This window comes from Pseudomonas sp. FG98 (genome assembly GCF_057808595.1).
In genome coordinates this window covers 26,567-40,697 of record NZ_JBMDIJ010000003.1, presented here as the reverse complement: position 1 = coordinate 40,697, position 14,131 = coordinate 26,567, and the positions used below count along the sequence as shown (strand labels likewise).

Below are 14,131 nucleotides of genomic sequence, written 5' to 3'. Positions count from 1 at the left end.
TGCCAGCCATGACCGATCAGCCCCAGGCGCCAGCCGCGGAACCCGACGATAACCTCGTGGAGGGCTCCACGCCCGACGTCGGGGCCGACGCCGTGGTTGCCTATCTGCGCGCTCATCCCACCTTCTTCGCCGAGCATGACGAGCTGTTGCTCGACATGCTCATCCCCCACCAGCGTGGCGACAGCGTGTCGCTGGTGGAGCGCCAGCTCAAGCTGCTGCGCGACCGCAATATCGAAATGCGCCACCGCCTCTCGCACCTGATGGATGTCGCCCGCGACAACGACCGCCTGTTCGAAAAGACCCGCCGACTGATCCTCGACCTGCTCGACGCCGACAACCTGGAAACCGTGGTCATGGCCGTCGAAGACCGCCTGCGCCAGGACTTCCAGGTACCCTTCGTCAGCCTCGTGCTGTTCGGCGAGAACGCCGCGCCGGTGGGACGCTGGGTCAGCACCAGCGAAGCCCAGCAGGCCATCGGCGGGCTGCTCTGCAGCGGCAAGACCGTCAGCGGCAATCTGCGCGAGCATGAGCTGGACTTCCTGTTCGGCGAGGCACAGCGCAAGGAAGTCGGCTCCAGCGCGGTGGCGGCCCTGGAAAACCAGGGGCTGCATGGCGTGCTGGCAATCGGCAGCCGCGATCCGCATCACTACAAGAGCACCGTCGGCACCCTGTTCCTCGGCTACATCGCCGAAGTACTCGGTCGCGTCGTGCCGCGCCTGACCCAGACCCTGCGCCCGGTGCGCTGAGTGGAACGCCAGCTCGAGGCGTTCTGCACCCATCTGCGCAGCGAGCGGCAGATGTCGGAGCACACCCAACTGGCCTACCGTCGCGATCTGGAGACCGTCCTGGCGTTCTGCGGGACGGTCGGGATCACTGACTGGAAGGCCCTGCAGATCCAGCACCTGCGCCAGTTCATCGCCCGCCGTCACCATCAGGGACAGTCCTCGCGCAGCCTGGCGCGGCTGTTGTCGGCGGTACGGGGCTTCTATCGCTACCTGAACCGCGAAGGCATCTGCGAGCACGATCCGGCCAACGGTCTATCCGCGCCGAAAGGCGAACGCCGCCTGCCCCGCACCCTGGACACCGACCGCGCCCTGCAACTGCTGGAAGGCGGCGTCGAGGACGACTTTCTTGCCCGCCGCGACCAGGCCATTCTCGAACTCTTCTATTCCTCCGGCCTGCGCCTGTCCGAACTGACCGGCCTTGACCTTGAGCAGCTCGACCTTCCCGCCGGACTGGTGCAGGTGCACGGCAAGGGCAGCAAGACCCGCGTGCTGCCGGTCGGACGCAAGGCCCGTGAAGCACTGGAGCAATGGCTACCGCTACGCGGGTTGAGCAACCCCAGGGACGACGCCGTGTTCGTCAGCCAGCAAGGCCAGCGCCTCGGTCCACGGGCCATCCAGAAGCGGGTGAAGGCGGCTGGTGAGCGGGAGCTTGGGCAGAACCTGCATCCGCACATGCTGCGGCACTCCTTCGCCAGCCACCTGCTGGAGTCGTCGCAGGACTTGCGCGCCGTGCAGGAGATGCTTGGCCACGCCGATATCAAGACCACCCAGATCTACACCCACCTCGATTTCCAGCACCTTGCGGCGGTCTATGACAGCGCGCATCCTCGTGCCAAACGCAGTAAAGGCGACGACTCATGAGTATTCAGCTGATTACCTTCGACCTCGACGACACCCTGTGGGACACCGCCCCCGTGATCGTCAGCGCCGAAGCGGTGCTGCGCGACTGGCTGGCGGCCAACGCGCCGGACCTGGGCGCAGTGCCGGTGGAGCACCTCTACGCCATCCGCGAGCGCGTGGTGCAGGCCGAGCCCGGCCTCAAGCACCGTATCAGCGCCCTGCGCAGGCGCGTGCTGTTCCATGCCCTGGAAGATGTCGGCTACAGCGAGCACCACGCGCGTGAGCTGGCCAACGAAGGCTTCGAGGTGTTCCTCCACGCCCGCCACCAGATCGAGATCTTCCCGGAAGTGCAGCCCGTGCTGGAATTGCTGCGTCGCCACTACACCCTCGGCGTGGTCACCAACGGCAATGCCGATGTACGCCGCCTGGGCCTGGCCGACTACTTCAAGTTCGCCCTCTGCGCCGAGGACCTGGGCATCGGCAAGCCGGACCCGGCGCCGTTCCTCGAAGCCCTGCGCCAGGGTGAAGCAGACGCCAGCGCCGCCGTGCATATCGGCGACCACCCCGGCGACGATATCGCCGGCGCCCAGCGCGCCGGCCTGCGGGCGGTGTGGTTCAACCCGCAGGGCAAGACCTGGGAGGCCGAGGGCAAGCCGGATGCGGAGATCCAGCGGCTCTCACAGCTGCCAGACGTACTCGCGCGCTGGCGCTGAGACTAAATCAGCCTTTGCAAATACCACTGTGGGAGCGGGTTTACCCGCGATTACTGTAGCGAACTCACCATGGCAATCGCGGGTAAACCCGCTCCCACAGGGTTCGCCTTCGCCCTTAAAGTCGCAGACACAAAAAAGCCCGCTGGTTGATGGCGGGCTTTTCGTTACGACGACCTCAGATAGGACGGCTGCCGTATTTGTTGTCGGGCTTCTTGGGCGGGTCGGCAACCACGTTGGCTTCGACTTCCTGCACCTTGCCACCACGCGCCAGGAATTCCTCCATGGCCCGGGCGAGCGCATCGCGCTCCTTCTGCTTGGCTTCCATGCTCGGCATCTCGTCGACCGAGACCGCCGCCTTGGATTTGCCTTTGGCCGCAGGGGCCGGACTATCGTCGCCAGCGTCTTCGGCTACGTCGTCGCCAGCCGCTTCGAGGCCTTCATCGCCCTCGTCTTCGTCGCCTACTTCGAGGTCGTCATTTTCCAGATCGTCGTCGCTCATGTTCTACCTCATGACTTGCGAAAAGCAGATTAGTTATAGACCAGCCGCCGTAGAGGTTTACGACTGCGGGAGAAAAATCGCGGACCACGGATCAGCCGTGATCACCAGCGCCCGCCGCTACATCTGGCGAACGCCGTGCAGGCCCTTCAGAGCCTGACCAAATAAAGAGCTGCCGGTTCAAATGCACCGGACGGGTCCCTGCCTGTCGGCTCGCTCATCAGCAAGCCTAGCAAAGGGCCATGAAGTGTGTGAACAGGCCATCATCACCCCACGGCGCGCATTCTAGCGTGCCCGATGAAAAAGCAAAGTGCCTAAAACGCCCCGGAGACTGTAAGTTTTCCACCGACAAAGCGAGAGTCATTCCATCAGGGATGAACCTGCGGCGAAAAACCGTTTGCGCGTCGCCTGGAAGGCAAATTCCGGGCGAAAAAATGCCCGGCAAGCCGGGCAAGTTTTTTCTCGGCGGGTTACAGGTTGTAGCCGCGCTCGTTGTGTTGAGCCAGGTCGAGGCCGACCGACTCTTCTTCTTCGTTCACACGCAGGCCCATCACTACATCCAGCACTTTCAGGATCACGTAGGTGACGATGGCGGTGTAGATCACGGTGAAGCCGACGCCCTTGGCCTGGATCCAGACCTGTGCAGCGATGTCGGTCACGGTGCCGAAGCCACCCAGGGCAGGAGCCGCGAACACGCCGGTGAGGATCGCACCGACGATACCGCCGACACCGTGCACACCGAAGGCGTCCAGCGAGTCGTCATAACCCAGTTTGCGTTTCAGGCTGGTGGCGCAGAAGAAGCAGACCACACCGGAAACCAGACCGATTACCAGGCCGCCCATCGGGCCAGCGGTGCCAGCGGCCGGAGTGATGGCAACCAGGCCAGCAACCACACCCGAGGCGATGCCCAGTGCGCTTGGTTTGCCGTGGGTGATCCACTCGGCGAACATCCAGCCCAGCGCAGCGGCAGCGGTAGCGACCTGGGTCACCAGCATGGCCATGCCAGCGGTGCCGTTGGCGGCAGCAGCGGAGCCGGCGTTGAAGCCGAACCAGCCGATCCACAGCATTGCCGCGCCGACCAGGGTGTAGCCCAGGTTGTGCGGGGCCATCGGGGTGGTCGGGTAGCCTTTACGCTTGCCGAGCACGATGCACGCTACCAGGCCAGCCACACCGGCGTTGATGTGCACCACGGTGCCGCCAGCGAAGTCCAGGACGCCCCAGTCCCACATCAGGCCGCCGTTGCCGGCCCAGACCATGTGTGCGATCGGTGCATAGACCAGGGTGAACCAGATGCCCATGAACACCAGCATCGCGGAGAACTTCATGCGCTCGGCGAAGGCACCGACGATCAGCGCCGGGGTGATGATGGCGAAGGTCATCTGGAAGACGATGAAGACCGCTTCCGGGAAGGCTGCCGTCAGGCTGGCGGGAGTCACGCCGGCGAGGAATGCCTTGGACAGGCCGCCGACGAAGGAATTGAAGTTGGTGACGCCCTGCTCCATACCGGTGGTATCGAAGGCCAGGCTGTAGCCGAAGACGACCCACAGCACGCTGATCAGGCCGGTGATGGCGAAGCACTGCATCATCACCGACAGCACGTTCTTCGAACGCACCATGCCGCCGTAGAACAGCGCCAGGCCGGGGATGGTCATGAACAGCACGAGGGCAGTGGCAGTCAGCATCCAGGCGGTATCGCCGGAATTGAGCGTAGGAGCGGCAGCTGCCGTGGTTTCCTCGGCCAGCGCGACGGCTGGCATTACGAGGGACAAAAGGGCTCCTAGCCCTGCGAATTTACGCAGAGTCATGTTGTTTTCTCCTGGGGCGTTGGGTTTGGGGCGGCTTTTGTTAGATCGCGTCGGTATCGGTTTCGCCGGTACGGATGCGAATAGCCTGTTCCAGATTCACCACGAAAATCTTGCCGTCACCGATCTTGCCGGTGTTGGCGGCCTTGGTGATGGCTTCGATGACCCGATCCAGATCCTTGTCGTCGATGGCGACGTCGATCTTGACCTTGGGCAGGAAGTCGACCACGTACTCCGCGCCGCGATACAGCTCGGTGTGACCCTTCTGCCGACCGAAGCCTTTGACTTCAGTGACAGTAATGCCCTGCACGCCGATTTCGGACAGCGACTCGCGCACATCGTCCAGTTTGAACGGCTTGATGATGGCAGTGACTAGCTTCATGAAACTCTCTCCCGAATAGGTGGACTTGCCCCAGGAAAACAAACCCGACTCAAGTCTAAGCGCAGTGCCTGGGCTTTGTAACGTTTCGTCAGCCTTATTCCGCGTGGCTGACTGGCGAAATCGGCACCAGGCAAAACTTCGTGTCTTCGCTCCGCCTGAGCACTGCCTCGTCCTGGGACTGCATCAGTGCATGGGTCACGATGGTCTTAGCAGAAACAGTGCCATGTCCGGGAAAGCGCCGAATTACAAAGACTTGGGCACAGTGCTCGATCTTGGCCAGTAGCCAGCAGGCAAAACGACGCACTACAACAGTGCGCATCGATGGCGGGCGATGTTCAAAAAGTGTGCAGCAAAAGGCAGCAAGTGCCCCGTGCTACACTGCCGCCCCTCTTTTCGAAACAGGAGCGCCTCCCATGCTTGCGCCCAAAGCCTTTCTCGATGCCCTGAGCGACCAGGCCTCGCGCCTGTTCAGCAATGACCCCGCGCAACCGCGCAGCGAGCTGGAAAGCCAGTTCAAGGCGCTGCTGCAAAGCGGCTTCAGCAAGCTCGACCTGGTCAGCCGTGAAGAATTCGACAGCCAGATGGTCGTCCTGGCCCGCACCCGCGCCCGCCTGGAAGCACTGGAAGCCAAGGTCGAAGAGCTCGAAGCCCGCCTGAACCCCATCGCCAGCGAGTGATGCCCCCGGTTGCCGACCAGCGCGCCCGCGCTGGTCCCGCAGCCAAGTCCATTTCCCTTCCTGATTCCTCCGGCTTGCCCGGCACGGTCTCCGTTCGCCTGCCGCTTGCATAGGGGGGTGGGGGTATGCGAAGCTCCGCCGCACCTATAGGGGGGAGGGGTATAGAAATGGCACACACCCATGTGAAGAAGGACGCGCTGCTCAAGCGCGTGAAGCGCATCGCCGGTCAACTCCAGGCGGTGGAAAAGGCCCTGGAGGAAGGCGCCGACTGCGGCACCACCCTGCACCTGGTGGCCGCCACCCGCGGCGCCATGAACGGCCTGCTGGAAGAAATCATCGAAGACCACGCCCGCGAGCACGTCGCCAATCCCGGCCTGAGCGATGAAGAGCGCGCCAAGGGCGTGGAAGAACTGCTCGAAGCCATCCGCCGCTATTCGAAGTGAGCACCGCCATGACCGAGCACACACACGACCACCAGTTCCTCGGCTCCGCCCACGACCAGAACGCCCGCCGTACCCTGTGGGTGGTGATCCTCACCCTGGTGATGATGGTCGCGGAGATCGCCGCCGGCTACATCACCGGCTCCATGGCCCTGCTTGCCGACGGCTTCCACATGGCCACCCACGCCGGTGCCCTCGGCATCGCTGCGGCAGCTTACGCCTACGCCCGCCGCCATGCCGGCAATGCCCGCTACAGCTTCGGTACCGGCAAGGTCGGTGACCTCGGCGGCTTCGCCTCGGCGCTTATCCTCGGCATCGTCGCCCTCAGCGTCGGTATCGAATCGGCCATCCGCCTGTTCCAGCCGGGCGAGGTGCAGTTCGATACGGCAATCCTGATTGCCGTGATTGGCCTGATCGTCAATATCGTCAGCGCCTTGCTGCTCGGCCACGGGCGCAGCCATGACCACCACCATGAGCATGGCCACGATCACGACCACCACCATCACGGCCACGCCGGTCACGACAACAACCTGCGCTCCGCCTACCTGCACGTCATCGCCGACGCCCTCACCTCGGTGCTGGCCATCGCCGCGCTGCTGGCCGGGCGCTTCCTGGGCTGGGTATGGCTGGATCCGCTGATGGGCATCGTCGGTGCGCTGGTGATCGCACGCTGGTCGTGGAGCCTGATGAAGGTCACTGCCGGGGTGCTGCTGGATCAGACCGACGAGCATGTCGCCGAAGAAATCCGCGAACTGGTGGAAAAACCCGGCGACGCCCGCATCACCGACCTGCACGTCTGGCGCGTCGGGCCAGAGGCGCATGCGGCGATCGTCAGTGTGGTGGGCAAGGCCGGGGTGGATCTGGCGAGCATCCGCCAGCGCCTGCTGCCGGTGCACGAGGTGCGCCATCTCACGATCGAGGTGCAGCCGGCCTGATCATTCCCAGTGCTTGAATGGGGTCCAGTTAGCGCTGTTGGCGCGGAACTCGGGCCTCAGGAAATCGTCACGGGTACCGGCGCTCATGATCTCGAACCCGGCGAACGCACTCACGCTATGCGGGGTGCGTACGGCCCGGAAATCCGCCTCGTCGTCCTCCAGCCCGAACAGGTCCTTACGGCGTATGCGCAGGACCGCGGTGTCCTCCGGAGCGCGGAACTTCACGTAGTCCTGAAAGCCCGACTTCATCAGATCGAGTTTCATGGAATTGAGGAAGTAGACATGGCTGGCGGTAATCGCGCCTTCGATATCGAAGTTGAGATTGGCGTAGTCGGTGGCGAGCTTCGTCAGGAAATGCCCGGGCTGCGCATTCAGGGTATTGAAGTACTTTGTCGTGGTCCCGTCCCGGGCGAGCTTCATCGTGCCCAAGATGGATTCCTTGAAGCCCGCGCCGATGGTCTGCTGGCCGAAATCGGTGAAGCGCTTGTCGTCCATCGCCTTGAGGGTCTCGTAGTCGCCGTTGTCGCCAGTGAATGCCAGGGGCATCGGGGTGTAGACCATCACCTGCTTGATGAACCAATCGTCGTCGCGATTGGCCCGGCAGGTGGCGATGTAATGCTTGAGGCGGCTGTTGATGGCCTTCGGTACGCGATTGACCCGGTCCTTGGCGAAGGAGCCTTCCGGATCGGGCTTGCGCACACCGGTCCTGGCCAGCGCCGAGCGCAGGCCCCCCGCCTGCACCAGCCTGGCGACTTTCACGCTGGTCACGTGATAGAGCCATTCCGACTCGACGAAGGGTGCGTCCGCCAGGGGGACCTGATGATTCATCAAGGTCCGGGTCAAGGTGCGGCAGCGAGAACAGGCACGCGGCGGGTTTTTCGCCAGGAACAGGGAAACGTTCTGGCAGGAGTAGCACCGGTACAGCAACATCGCCGGCTTCTTGCCGTGCTGGTCCCGCAGGCAGAACGGGCACTCGAATGCTTCGGCGTTCTGAACGTTCGGCACATTGACGTAGTGATTGCACGCGGAACAGGTGGCGACCGGCATTCGTGGGCTTCCTTGAAGATGAAAAGGCCTGTGGTCAGGGCGGCGGAACGCGTGACTATAGATCAGCCGATATTCGCCGCGAAGGGCCATCGAGCAAAATGCCATTACCGCGCTCCGATGTGACGGGCCGGGCAACACATACCCCCTGCAATACCCCGAAGCACAGTACCGGTCACCTCTACCGAACCCGCCACTATCCTTGCAAAGCCGCACGACGCGGCACTGCATCGATCATGGAGTGTTCATGTCCCTCGCCATCGTCCATAGCCGCGCCCAGGTGGGCGTGCTGGCGCCGCCCGTCATCATCGAGGCCCATCTCGCCAATGGCTTGCCGACCCTGACCCTGGTCGGGTTGCCGGAAGCCACGGTCAAGGAAAGCAAGGACCGGGTGCGCAGCGCGATCGTCAATTCGCGCCTGGAATTTCCCCAGCGGCGCATCACCCTCAACCTCGCCCCTGCCGACCTGCCCAAGGACGGCGGACGCTTCGACCTGGCGATTGCCCTGGGCTTGCTGGCGGCCAACGGGCAGTTCACCCAGGCAGCCCTGGACAAGGTGGAATGCCTCGGCGAACTGGCGCTGTCCGGAGCGGTACGACCCGTGCAGGGCGTGCTGCCCGCCGCCCTCGCCGCCCGCGATGCGGGGCGGGCGCTGGTGGTGCCGAAGGCGAATGCCGAGGAAGCCTGCATGGCCTCGGGGCTGGAGGTTTATGCCGCAGAGAACCTGCTGGAACTGGTCGGGCATTTCAGCGGCCAGCAACCGCTGCTGCCGTACCAGGCCAACGGTCTGTTGCTCAATCCCCGGCCCTACCCCGACCTGAGCGAGGTACAGGGGCAACTGGCGGCCAAGCGGGCGTTGCTGGTGGCGGCGGCGGGCGCGCATAACCTGCTGTTCAGCGGTCCGCCGGGCACCGGCAAGACCTTGCTTGCCAGTCGCCTGCCCGGCTTGCTGCCGCCGCTGGATGAACGCGAAGCGCTGGAGGTCGCGGCGATCCAGTCGGTGGCGAGCCCGAAGCCGCTGGATTGCTGGCCGCAAAGACCCTTCAGACATCCTCATCACTCTGCGTCAGGGCCTGCCTTGGTCGGTGGAGGATCGCGCCCGACACCCGGCGAAATCACCTTGGCCCATCATGGCGTTCTGTTTCTCGATGAACTGCCGGAGTTCGAACGGCGCGTGCTGGAGGTGCTTCGCGAGCCGCTGGAATCAGGCGAGATTGTGGTCGCCCGGGCCCGGGACCGCGTGCGCTTCCCGGCACGTTTCCAACTGGTCGCGGCAATGAACCCCTGCCCCTGTGGATATCTCGGCGATCCCACCGGCCGCTGCCGCTGCAGCAGCGAACTGATCCAGCGCTATCGCAACAAACTCTCCGGGCCCCTGCTCGACCGGATCGACTTGCACCTCACCGTCGCCCGCGAGGCCACGGCCCTTTCTCCCTCCACTGACAATGGCCCCGACAGCGCCACCGTCGCCCGCCAGGTCGCCCTCACCCGCGAACGCCAGCAGCAACGCCAAGGCTGCGCCAACGCCTTCCTCGACCTGCCAGGCCTGCGCTGTCATTGCCGGTTATCCACAGCGGATGAGAAATGGCTGGAGCACGCCTGCGAACGCCTGACCCTGTCGCTGCGTGCAGCGCACCGGTTGCTCAAGGTGGCAAGGACGCTGGCGGATCTGGAGGAGGTCGAGGATATCCGCCGGGAGCATCTGGCGGAGGCGTTGCAGTATCGGCCGGCGGGGCAGGAATGAGGATTGCCTTTCTGAACTACGCAGTGGGAGGCACCCAATCCTCGACCCTCAAGCCGGGAACGCGGTCGAACTCGCGTCGGTTGTTGGATACAACGATCAATCCCTGGGAACGAGCATGCCCGGCAATCATCTGGTCATAGGGACCAATCTGCTTGCCAAGACGGGCAAGCTCGGCGCGAAGCTGGCCAGTGTGGGCAGCAGCTTCGTGGTCATACTTGAGCACTTCCAGGCGAGCCGCGAATCCTTCGACGTCAGCCAGGTTGCGCTCAGGATTCGATGACTTTTCCGCACCATAGACCAACTCCATCAGAGTCACCGTACTAATGCACATCTGGCCGTGATGGCGCTTGAAGATTTCCCGAACCTCAAATGGGCGGTTCTTGATAGTGAAGATGCAGATGTTGGTATCGAGCATGAACTTGAGCATCAAAACGCCTCCCTCTCCTGATCCTCAGGCTGCTCACGTTCCGCCATAAAATCCGCAGTGACACCCTCGCTGTCGAACCAACTGTCCCAAGACTCGCCCGCTGGCGTGATGATCCTGGTACGCCCGAGAGCAACAACATCTACGCGTTTTACATCATCTGGAAGAGCGACAGCCTTGGGTAACCTTATGGCTTGGCTGCGATTGCTCTGAAAAACTGCACCTTGCTCCATCGCTCACCTCTAGGGATATATCAAATGTATATCCCATGGTAGTCGCCATTTGGGATATGTCAACGGGATATGGCAGCACTATTCCCGCCTGCCCCCACTACTCCAGACAAACCCCGCCAACACCGAATCCACCAACGCCTTGGCCATTTCAGCCTGCTGGGCGATACCAATCACCAGGGCATGATCGTTGGCAGTGAGGTGCTGCGCAGCATCGCAGGCCGAAGCGCGGAGGCAACTGAGCAAAAGGCAGGCATGGACAAGGGCATCCTCAGCACAGATCCCCTCGTTGACGTTGAACATGCAACTGCCGTGGAAATCATGGGGACCGAAGGGCGTACCGGTGGTACTGAAGCGGGAGAAGTCGAAAGGCGGCGGATCGGGGACGGGCTTTTTCATTGTGCAACTCCTATTGCAGTGGAGCCGCCACCGGAGCGCTGCGAAACGGAGGGTGGCAGCTGTACGCGGGTTCGCAGACCGGGCAATAGGAACCGGCGCACCCGAAGGTGCCCCACGCACAGCCGCCATTGACAGGCATCACCCGAAAAACGAGCGAAGCTGAAAGGGAAGCCGTGACTATTGCTCCGGGCTGCGACACCCGATCATTGAAACCAATGAAGGGCGGAGCCTATGCACCCATCCAGACAGGCGCAACAGAGCAACAGGCCGCGCAGTATGATTCAGAAGCGCCCTACAGAAAACGCCTACAGGGCATTGTGAAATCTGTTGTTTCCAATGACATTGAGACCCTCTGGGACTGCTTCGCAGTCCCCATCCGGCGACCCACTGACCCCGAGAAGCCCATGCCCTACCCCCTCCTGCTCGGCGCCTTCCTCCTGCTGCTGGACCTGCTGCTCTGGCGCGCTATTCCCATGGACAAACGCAACTGGCGCACCGCCGCCCGGGTGGTGGCCTTCCTGCTGTTCACCGGTGTACTGCTGAGCGCCGGCATCAGCCCGCTGCAACCACCACCCTGGCCCGAAGACCTGGCGCGCAACCTGATCGCCACCGTGCTGGAAATCACCTGGTGGCTGTTCGCCGCGCGCACCCTGACGGTGGTCATCGGCCTGCTGCTGATCGCTCGCGGCGGCCATACCGGCCGGCTGTTGCAGGACGTGCTCGGCGCGCTGATCTTCCTGGTGGCCATCGTCGCCGCAGCCGCCTACGTCATGCAGCTCCCGGTCAAGGGCCTGCTGGCCACCTCCGGGGTGATGGCGATCGTTATCGGCCTGGCCTTGCAGAGCACCCTGAGCGATGTGTTTTCCGGCATCGTCCTGAACACCACCCGCCCCTACCAGATCGATGACTGGATCAGCATCGACGGTACCGAAGGCAAGGTGATCGATATCGACTGGCGCGCCACCCGCCTGCTCACCGGCAACGGCAGCATGGCGGTGATCCCCAATTCGGTGGCGGCCAAGGCCAAGCTGCTGAATTTCAGCCGTCCGGCCGACGTGCATGGCGTGTCCATCAGTGTGGTGGTGCCAGCCAGCGTACGCCCGCGCAAGGTGCTTGATGCGCTGGAGAAAACCCTGCAGGGCAGCAGCGCGTTGCTGACCACGCCGGCGCCGAAGGCGACGATCAAGAGCACTACGCTGGAGTCGGTGGAATACGAGGCCAGCGGCTTCGTCGCCGAGATGAGCCAGAAGACCAGCGTGCGCAACCAGATGTTCGATCTTGCCCACCGCCACCTGGTGGCCGCCGGGGTGATCTGGAACCCGGATAACGACACCCGCCCGTGGAGCCGCCAGCGCAGCCTGCTGGAAGATGTGCGCATCTTCCGCGCCCTGAGCAGCGAGGAGAAGGACAGCCTGAGCCAGCGCATGATCGCCGTGGAGTACCCGGCCGACCAGGTGATCCTCGGCGTCGACGAAGCCTCCGATCATGTCTTGGTGATCGGCACCGGCGTGGTTTCCGCAGCGATCCATGATGGCGAGAAACTGCGCGAGGCCGGGCGCATGGGGCCGGGCGAGGTGCTCGGCGTCGAGGGCCTGCTGGACGGCGATGCCTCCAGCGCCGAGTTCCGCAGCCTGACCAGTTGCCTGCTGTACCGCATCGACAAGGCCGAGGTGCGTAGCTGCCTGGAACAGCGCGATGAGGTGAAGGCCGCACTGACCAAGCTGCAACGCGTCCGCCAGGAGAACAGCCAGTCACTGCTGTTGCAGCGACCGGCCGAGGTCAAGAAAGGCGGTTTCCTTCACTGGCTGCAGCGCAGGACCTAAAGTACGACGCGCAGACACTGCCCCGCGTGATACAGCGAGAACCCGGTTTCGTAGAAGCCGGTACGCAACGCCGGTGCCGCGACCGGTTTCATCGGCGAGAACGGAATCGGCAGCGCCGCCGGATCGTCCTGCAACAGGAACCGGGCGAAGGCTTTGCCGATCACCGTCCCGGTGGTGTTGCCGCGACCGTTGTAGCCAGTGACCGCAACAATGCCCGGCGCCGGCTCGAACAGGCGCATCAGGTGATCCGGGGTGAAGTCGATGCAGCCGGTCCAGTGCATTTCCCATTCGACCTTGCCCAGTTCCGGGAAGTAATGGCTCTGGATGCGATCGGCCCAACTGCGGATGAACCAGGCCGGCTTGTTGTCCACCCGGCCGAGACTGCCCAGCAACAGGCGGCCCTGGTCGTCGCGGCGGATGCTGCTGAGCACAGTGCGGGTGTCCCAGGAGCCCTGGCCGTGCTTGAGCACGTTGTCGGCGGCAGCACCGTGTAGTGGTGCTGAGGCCACCTGGTAGTAATAGCCACGGAAGAAATGCTTTTGCAGGTTGGTCCAGTCGCCTTCGGTGTAGGCGCCGGTGGAGATAACCACCTTCTCGGCCTCGACCACGCCTTTCGCGGTTTTTACCCGCCAGCCCTGATTGCCATTGCGCTCCAGGCCCTGCACCGGGGAACGGGGATGGATGCGCCCACCGAGGCGTTCGACGGCTTCGGCCAGGCCACGGGTGTAGGCCATGGGATTGATGGTGCCGGCGCGTCGATCGAGCAGCGCGGCGGAGATCTGCCGGGTGCCGCAGTAGTCTTCGCAGCGGGCGCCGGTCAGCAGTTCGACGTCGGCGCCGCGGCGGGTCCATTGCTCGTGGCGCGCCTGCAGATCGGCGACGCCGGTGGCGTTGTGCGCCATGTGCAGAGTGCCTTCGTTCCTCGCCTGGCAGTCGATACCGAGGCGCTGGATCAGGGCGAAGACTTCCGCCGGCGCCTCGCCCAGCACCTTGTTCAGGCGGCTGCCTTGCTGCTGGCCGAGGGTGGTTTCGACATCGTCAGGACGGATCCAGGTGCCGGCGTTGACCAGCCCGACATTGCGCCCGGAGCCGCCATGGCCGATATCCCGGGCCTCCAGCAGCACCACCGACTTGCCCTGTTCGAGCAGGTGCAGGGCGGCGGACAGGCCGGTGATGCCGCCGCCGATGACACAGACGTCGGCTACCGCATCGCCAGCCAGGGCCACGGCGGGCGCCGCGGGCGGGGTGACGTATTCCCACAAGCATTGTTGACGCAGGTCGGGCATGGGTGGACTCCGGCTTTGGTCCTGTTTTGCGGCCATCGCTGGCAAGCCAGCTCCCACAGGGTCAGTGCATAACCGCACCTTGTGGGAGCTGGCTTGCCAGCGATGAGGCCA

General features: G+C 63.7%; 16 protein-coding genes. 8 read left to right on the top strand and 8 right to left on the bottom strand.

Annotation, left to right across the window (positions count from 1 at the left end; translation table 11 throughout):
- The first annotated feature begins 8 nt into the window (after nt 1–8).
- From ACODSK_RS03090 to ACODSK_RS03080, 3 genes are read left to right on the top strand one after another with little or no spacing between them, the layout of a single operon-like run.
- The gene (locus tag ACODSK_RS03090) at nt 9–746 is read left to right on the top strand and encodes a DUF484 family protein (RefSeq protein ID WP_489013795.1); all 738 of its coding nucleotides are present in this window, start codon (nt 9–11) and stop codon (nt 744–746) included.
- Nucleotides 747–1,646, top strand: coding sequence for a tyrosine recombinase XerC (gene xerC, locus ACODSK_RS03085; protein WP_489013793.1), 900 nt, complete (start codon nt 747–749; stop codon nt 1,644–1,646).
- Nucleotides 1,643–2,338, top strand: coding sequence for an HAD family hydrolase (locus ACODSK_RS03080; protein WP_489013791.1), 696 nt, complete (start codon nt 1,643–1,645; stop codon nt 2,336–2,338). Before xerC ends, ACODSK_RS03080 begins: the two co-directional genes overlap by 4 nt.
- 175 nt (nt 2,339–2,513) lie before the next feature.
- On the opposite strand, the gene sutA is transcribed toward ACODSK_RS03080, so the two are convergent.
- From sutA to glnK, 3 genes are all read right to left on the bottom strand, one after another.
- On the bottom strand, nt 2,514–2,837 hold the full coding sequence (gene sutA, locus ACODSK_RS03075) for a transcriptional regulator SutA (RefSeq protein ID WP_489013789.1): 324 nt from the start codon (nt 2,835–2,837) through the stop codon (nt 2,514–2,516).
- 467 nt (nt 2,838–3,304) lie between these two features.
- Nucleotides 3,305–4,639 carry an ammonium transporter gene (locus tag ACODSK_RS03070; RefSeq protein WP_489013787.1) on the bottom strand — a complete coding sequence of 445 codons (1,335 nt, stop codon included), beginning with the start codon at nt 4,637–4,639 and terminating at the stop codon, nt 3,305–3,307.
- A 40-nt stretch (nt 4,640–4,679) separates the two neighbouring features.
- A complete protein-coding gene (gene glnK / locus ACODSK_RS03065; protein ID WP_002555808.1) occupies nt 4,680–5,018 on the bottom strand; it encodes a P-II family nitrogen regulator in 339 nt (112 codons plus the stop codon).
- Between the two features lie 413 nt (nt 5,019–5,431).
- On the opposite strand from glnK, the gene ACODSK_RS03060 reads away from it, so the two are divergent.
- From ACODSK_RS03060 to dmeF, 3 genes are all read left to right on the top strand, one after another.
- Entirely contained in the window at nt 5,432–5,695 is a 264-nt protein-coding gene (locus ACODSK_RS03060) for an accessory factor UbiK family protein (RefSeq protein ID WP_489013785.1), read from the top strand.
- A gap of 167 nt (nt 5,696–5,862) precedes the next feature.
- The gene (locus tag ACODSK_RS03055) at nt 5,863–6,138 is read left to right on the top strand and encodes a metal/formaldehyde-sensitive transcriptional repressor (RefSeq protein WP_489013784.1); all 276 of its coding nucleotides are present in this window, start codon (nt 5,863–5,865) and stop codon (nt 6,136–6,138) included.
- Nucleotides 6,139–6,146: 8 nt separating this feature from the next.
- Nucleotides 6,147–7,070, top strand: a complete 924-nt coding sequence (gene dmeF / locus ACODSK_RS03050) for a CDF family Co(II)/Ni(II) efflux transporter DmeF (protein ID WP_489013783.1) — start codon at nt 6,147–6,149, stop codon at nt 7,068–7,070.
- Here dmeF and ACODSK_RS03045 read toward each other — a convergent pair whose 3' ends face one another.
- Nucleotides 7,071–8,117: a hypothetical protein gene (locus ACODSK_RS03045; RefSeq protein WP_489013782.1), complete on the bottom strand. Its 1,047-nt coding sequence runs from the start codon at nt 8,115–8,117 to the stop codon at nt 7,071–7,073. It abuts the gene before it with no gap.
- 244 nt (nt 8,118–8,361) lie between these two features.
- Here ACODSK_RS03045 and ACODSK_RS03040 point away from each other — a divergent pair, with 244 nt between their 5' ends.
- Nucleotides 8,362–9,858 (top strand): YifB family Mg chelatase-like AAA ATPase, encoded by a 1,497-nt coding sequence (locus tag ACODSK_RS03040; protein WP_489013781.1) that lies wholly within the window; start codon nt 8,362–8,364, stop codon nt 9,856–9,858.
- Nucleotides 9,859–9,874: 16 nt separating this feature from the next.
- Here the strand turns inward: ACODSK_RS03040 and vapC are convergent, their stop codons facing one another.
- The 3 genes from vapC to ACODSK_RS03025 form a co-directional block, all read right to left on the bottom strand.
- Nucleotides 9,875–10,285, bottom strand: coding sequence for a type II toxin-antitoxin system tRNA(fMet)-specific endonuclease VapC (gene vapC, locus ACODSK_RS03035; protein ID WP_489013780.1), 411 nt, complete (start codon nt 10,283–10,285; stop codon nt 9,875–9,877).
- Entirely contained in the window at nt 10,285–10,515 is a 231-nt protein-coding gene (gene vapB / locus ACODSK_RS03030; protein WP_489013779.1) for a type II toxin-antitoxin system VapB family antitoxin, read from the bottom strand. Before vapB ends, vapC begins: the two co-directional genes overlap by 1 nt.
- Before the next feature lie 78 nt (nt 10,516–10,593).
- Nucleotides 10,594–10,911 (bottom strand): DUF6124 family protein, encoded by a 318-nt coding sequence (locus ACODSK_RS03025; RefSeq protein WP_489013778.1) that lies wholly within the window; start codon nt 10,909–10,911, stop codon nt 10,594–10,596.
- Nucleotides 10,912–11,315: 404 nt separating this feature from the next.
- On the opposite strand from ACODSK_RS03025, the gene ACODSK_RS03020 reads away from it, so the two are divergent.
- A complete protein-coding gene (locus ACODSK_RS03020; RefSeq protein ID WP_489013776.1) occupies nt 11,316–12,734 on the top strand; it encodes a mechanosensitive ion channel domain-containing protein in 1,419 nt (472 codons plus the stop codon).
- On the opposite strand, the gene amaA is transcribed toward ACODSK_RS03020, so the two are convergent.
- Nucleotides 12,731–14,020, bottom strand: a complete 1,290-nt coding sequence (gene amaA, locus ACODSK_RS03015; protein ID WP_489013774.1) for an L-pipecolate oxidase — start codon at nt 14,018–14,020, stop codon at nt 12,731–12,733. The two genes, ACODSK_RS03020 and amaA, sit on opposite strands and share 4 nt — an antisense overlap.
- Nucleotides 14,021–14,131: the final 111 nt, after the last annotated feature.

Excerpts from the sequence above, each read along its gene's own strand:
- dmeF (WP_489013783.1), top strand. The coding sequence starts at position 6,147 with ATGACCGAGCACACACACGACCACCAGTTCCTCGGCTCCGCCCACGAC.
- ACODSK_RS03040 (WP_489013781.1), top strand. The coding sequence starts at position 8,362 with ATGTCCCTCGCCATCGTCCATAGCCGCGCCCAGGTGGGCGTGCTGGCG.
- amaA (WP_489013774.1), bottom strand. The coding sequence starts at position 14,020 with ATGCCCGACCTGCGTCAACAATGCTTGTGGGAATACGTCACCCCGCCC.
- sutA (WP_489013789.1), bottom strand. The coding sequence starts at position 2,837 with ATGAGCGACGACGATCTGGAAAATGACGACCTCGAAGTAGGCGACGAA.
- ACODSK_RS03070 (WP_489013787.1), bottom strand. The coding sequence starts at position 4,639 with ATGACTCTGCGTAAATTCGCAGGGCTAGGAGCCCTTTTGTCCCTCGTA.
- vapC (WP_489013780.1), bottom strand. The coding sequence starts at position 10,285 with ATGCTCAAGTTCATGCTCGATACCAACATCTGCATCTTCACTATCAAG.
- ACODSK_RS03045 (WP_489013782.1), bottom strand. The coding sequence starts at position 8,117 with ATGCCGGTCGCCACCTGTTCCGCGTGCAATCACTACGTCAATGTGCCG.
- ACODSK_RS03055 (WP_489013784.1), top strand. The coding sequence starts at position 5,863 with ATGGCACACACCCATGTGAAGAAGGACGCGCTGCTCAAGCGCGTGAAG.
- ACODSK_RS03090 (WP_489013795.1), top strand. The coding sequence starts at position 9 with ATGACCGATCAGCCCCAGGCGCCAGCCGCGGAACCCGACGATAACCTC.
- ACODSK_RS03080 (WP_489013791.1), top strand. The coding sequence starts at position 1,643 with ATGAGTATTCAGCTGATTACCTTCGACCTCGACGACACCCTGTGGGAC.
- glnK (WP_002555808.1), bottom strand. The coding sequence starts at position 5,018 with ATGAAGCTAGTCACTGCCATCATCAAGCCGTTCAAACTGGACGATGTG.
- vapB (WP_489013779.1), bottom strand. The coding sequence starts at position 10,515 with ATGGAGCAAGGTGCAGTTTTTCAGAGCAATCGCAGCCAAGCCATAAGG.
- ACODSK_RS03060 (WP_489013785.1), top strand. The coding sequence starts at position 5,432 with ATGCTTGCGCCCAAAGCCTTTCTCGATGCCCTGAGCGACCAGGCCTCG.
- ACODSK_RS03025 (WP_489013778.1), bottom strand. The coding sequence starts at position 10,911 with ATGAAAAAGCCCGTCCCCGATCCGCCGCCTTTCGACTTCTCCCGCTTC.
- ACODSK_RS03020 (WP_489013776.1), top strand. The coding sequence starts at position 11,316 with ATGCCCTACCCCCTCCTGCTCGGCGCCTTCCTCCTGCTGCTGGACCTG.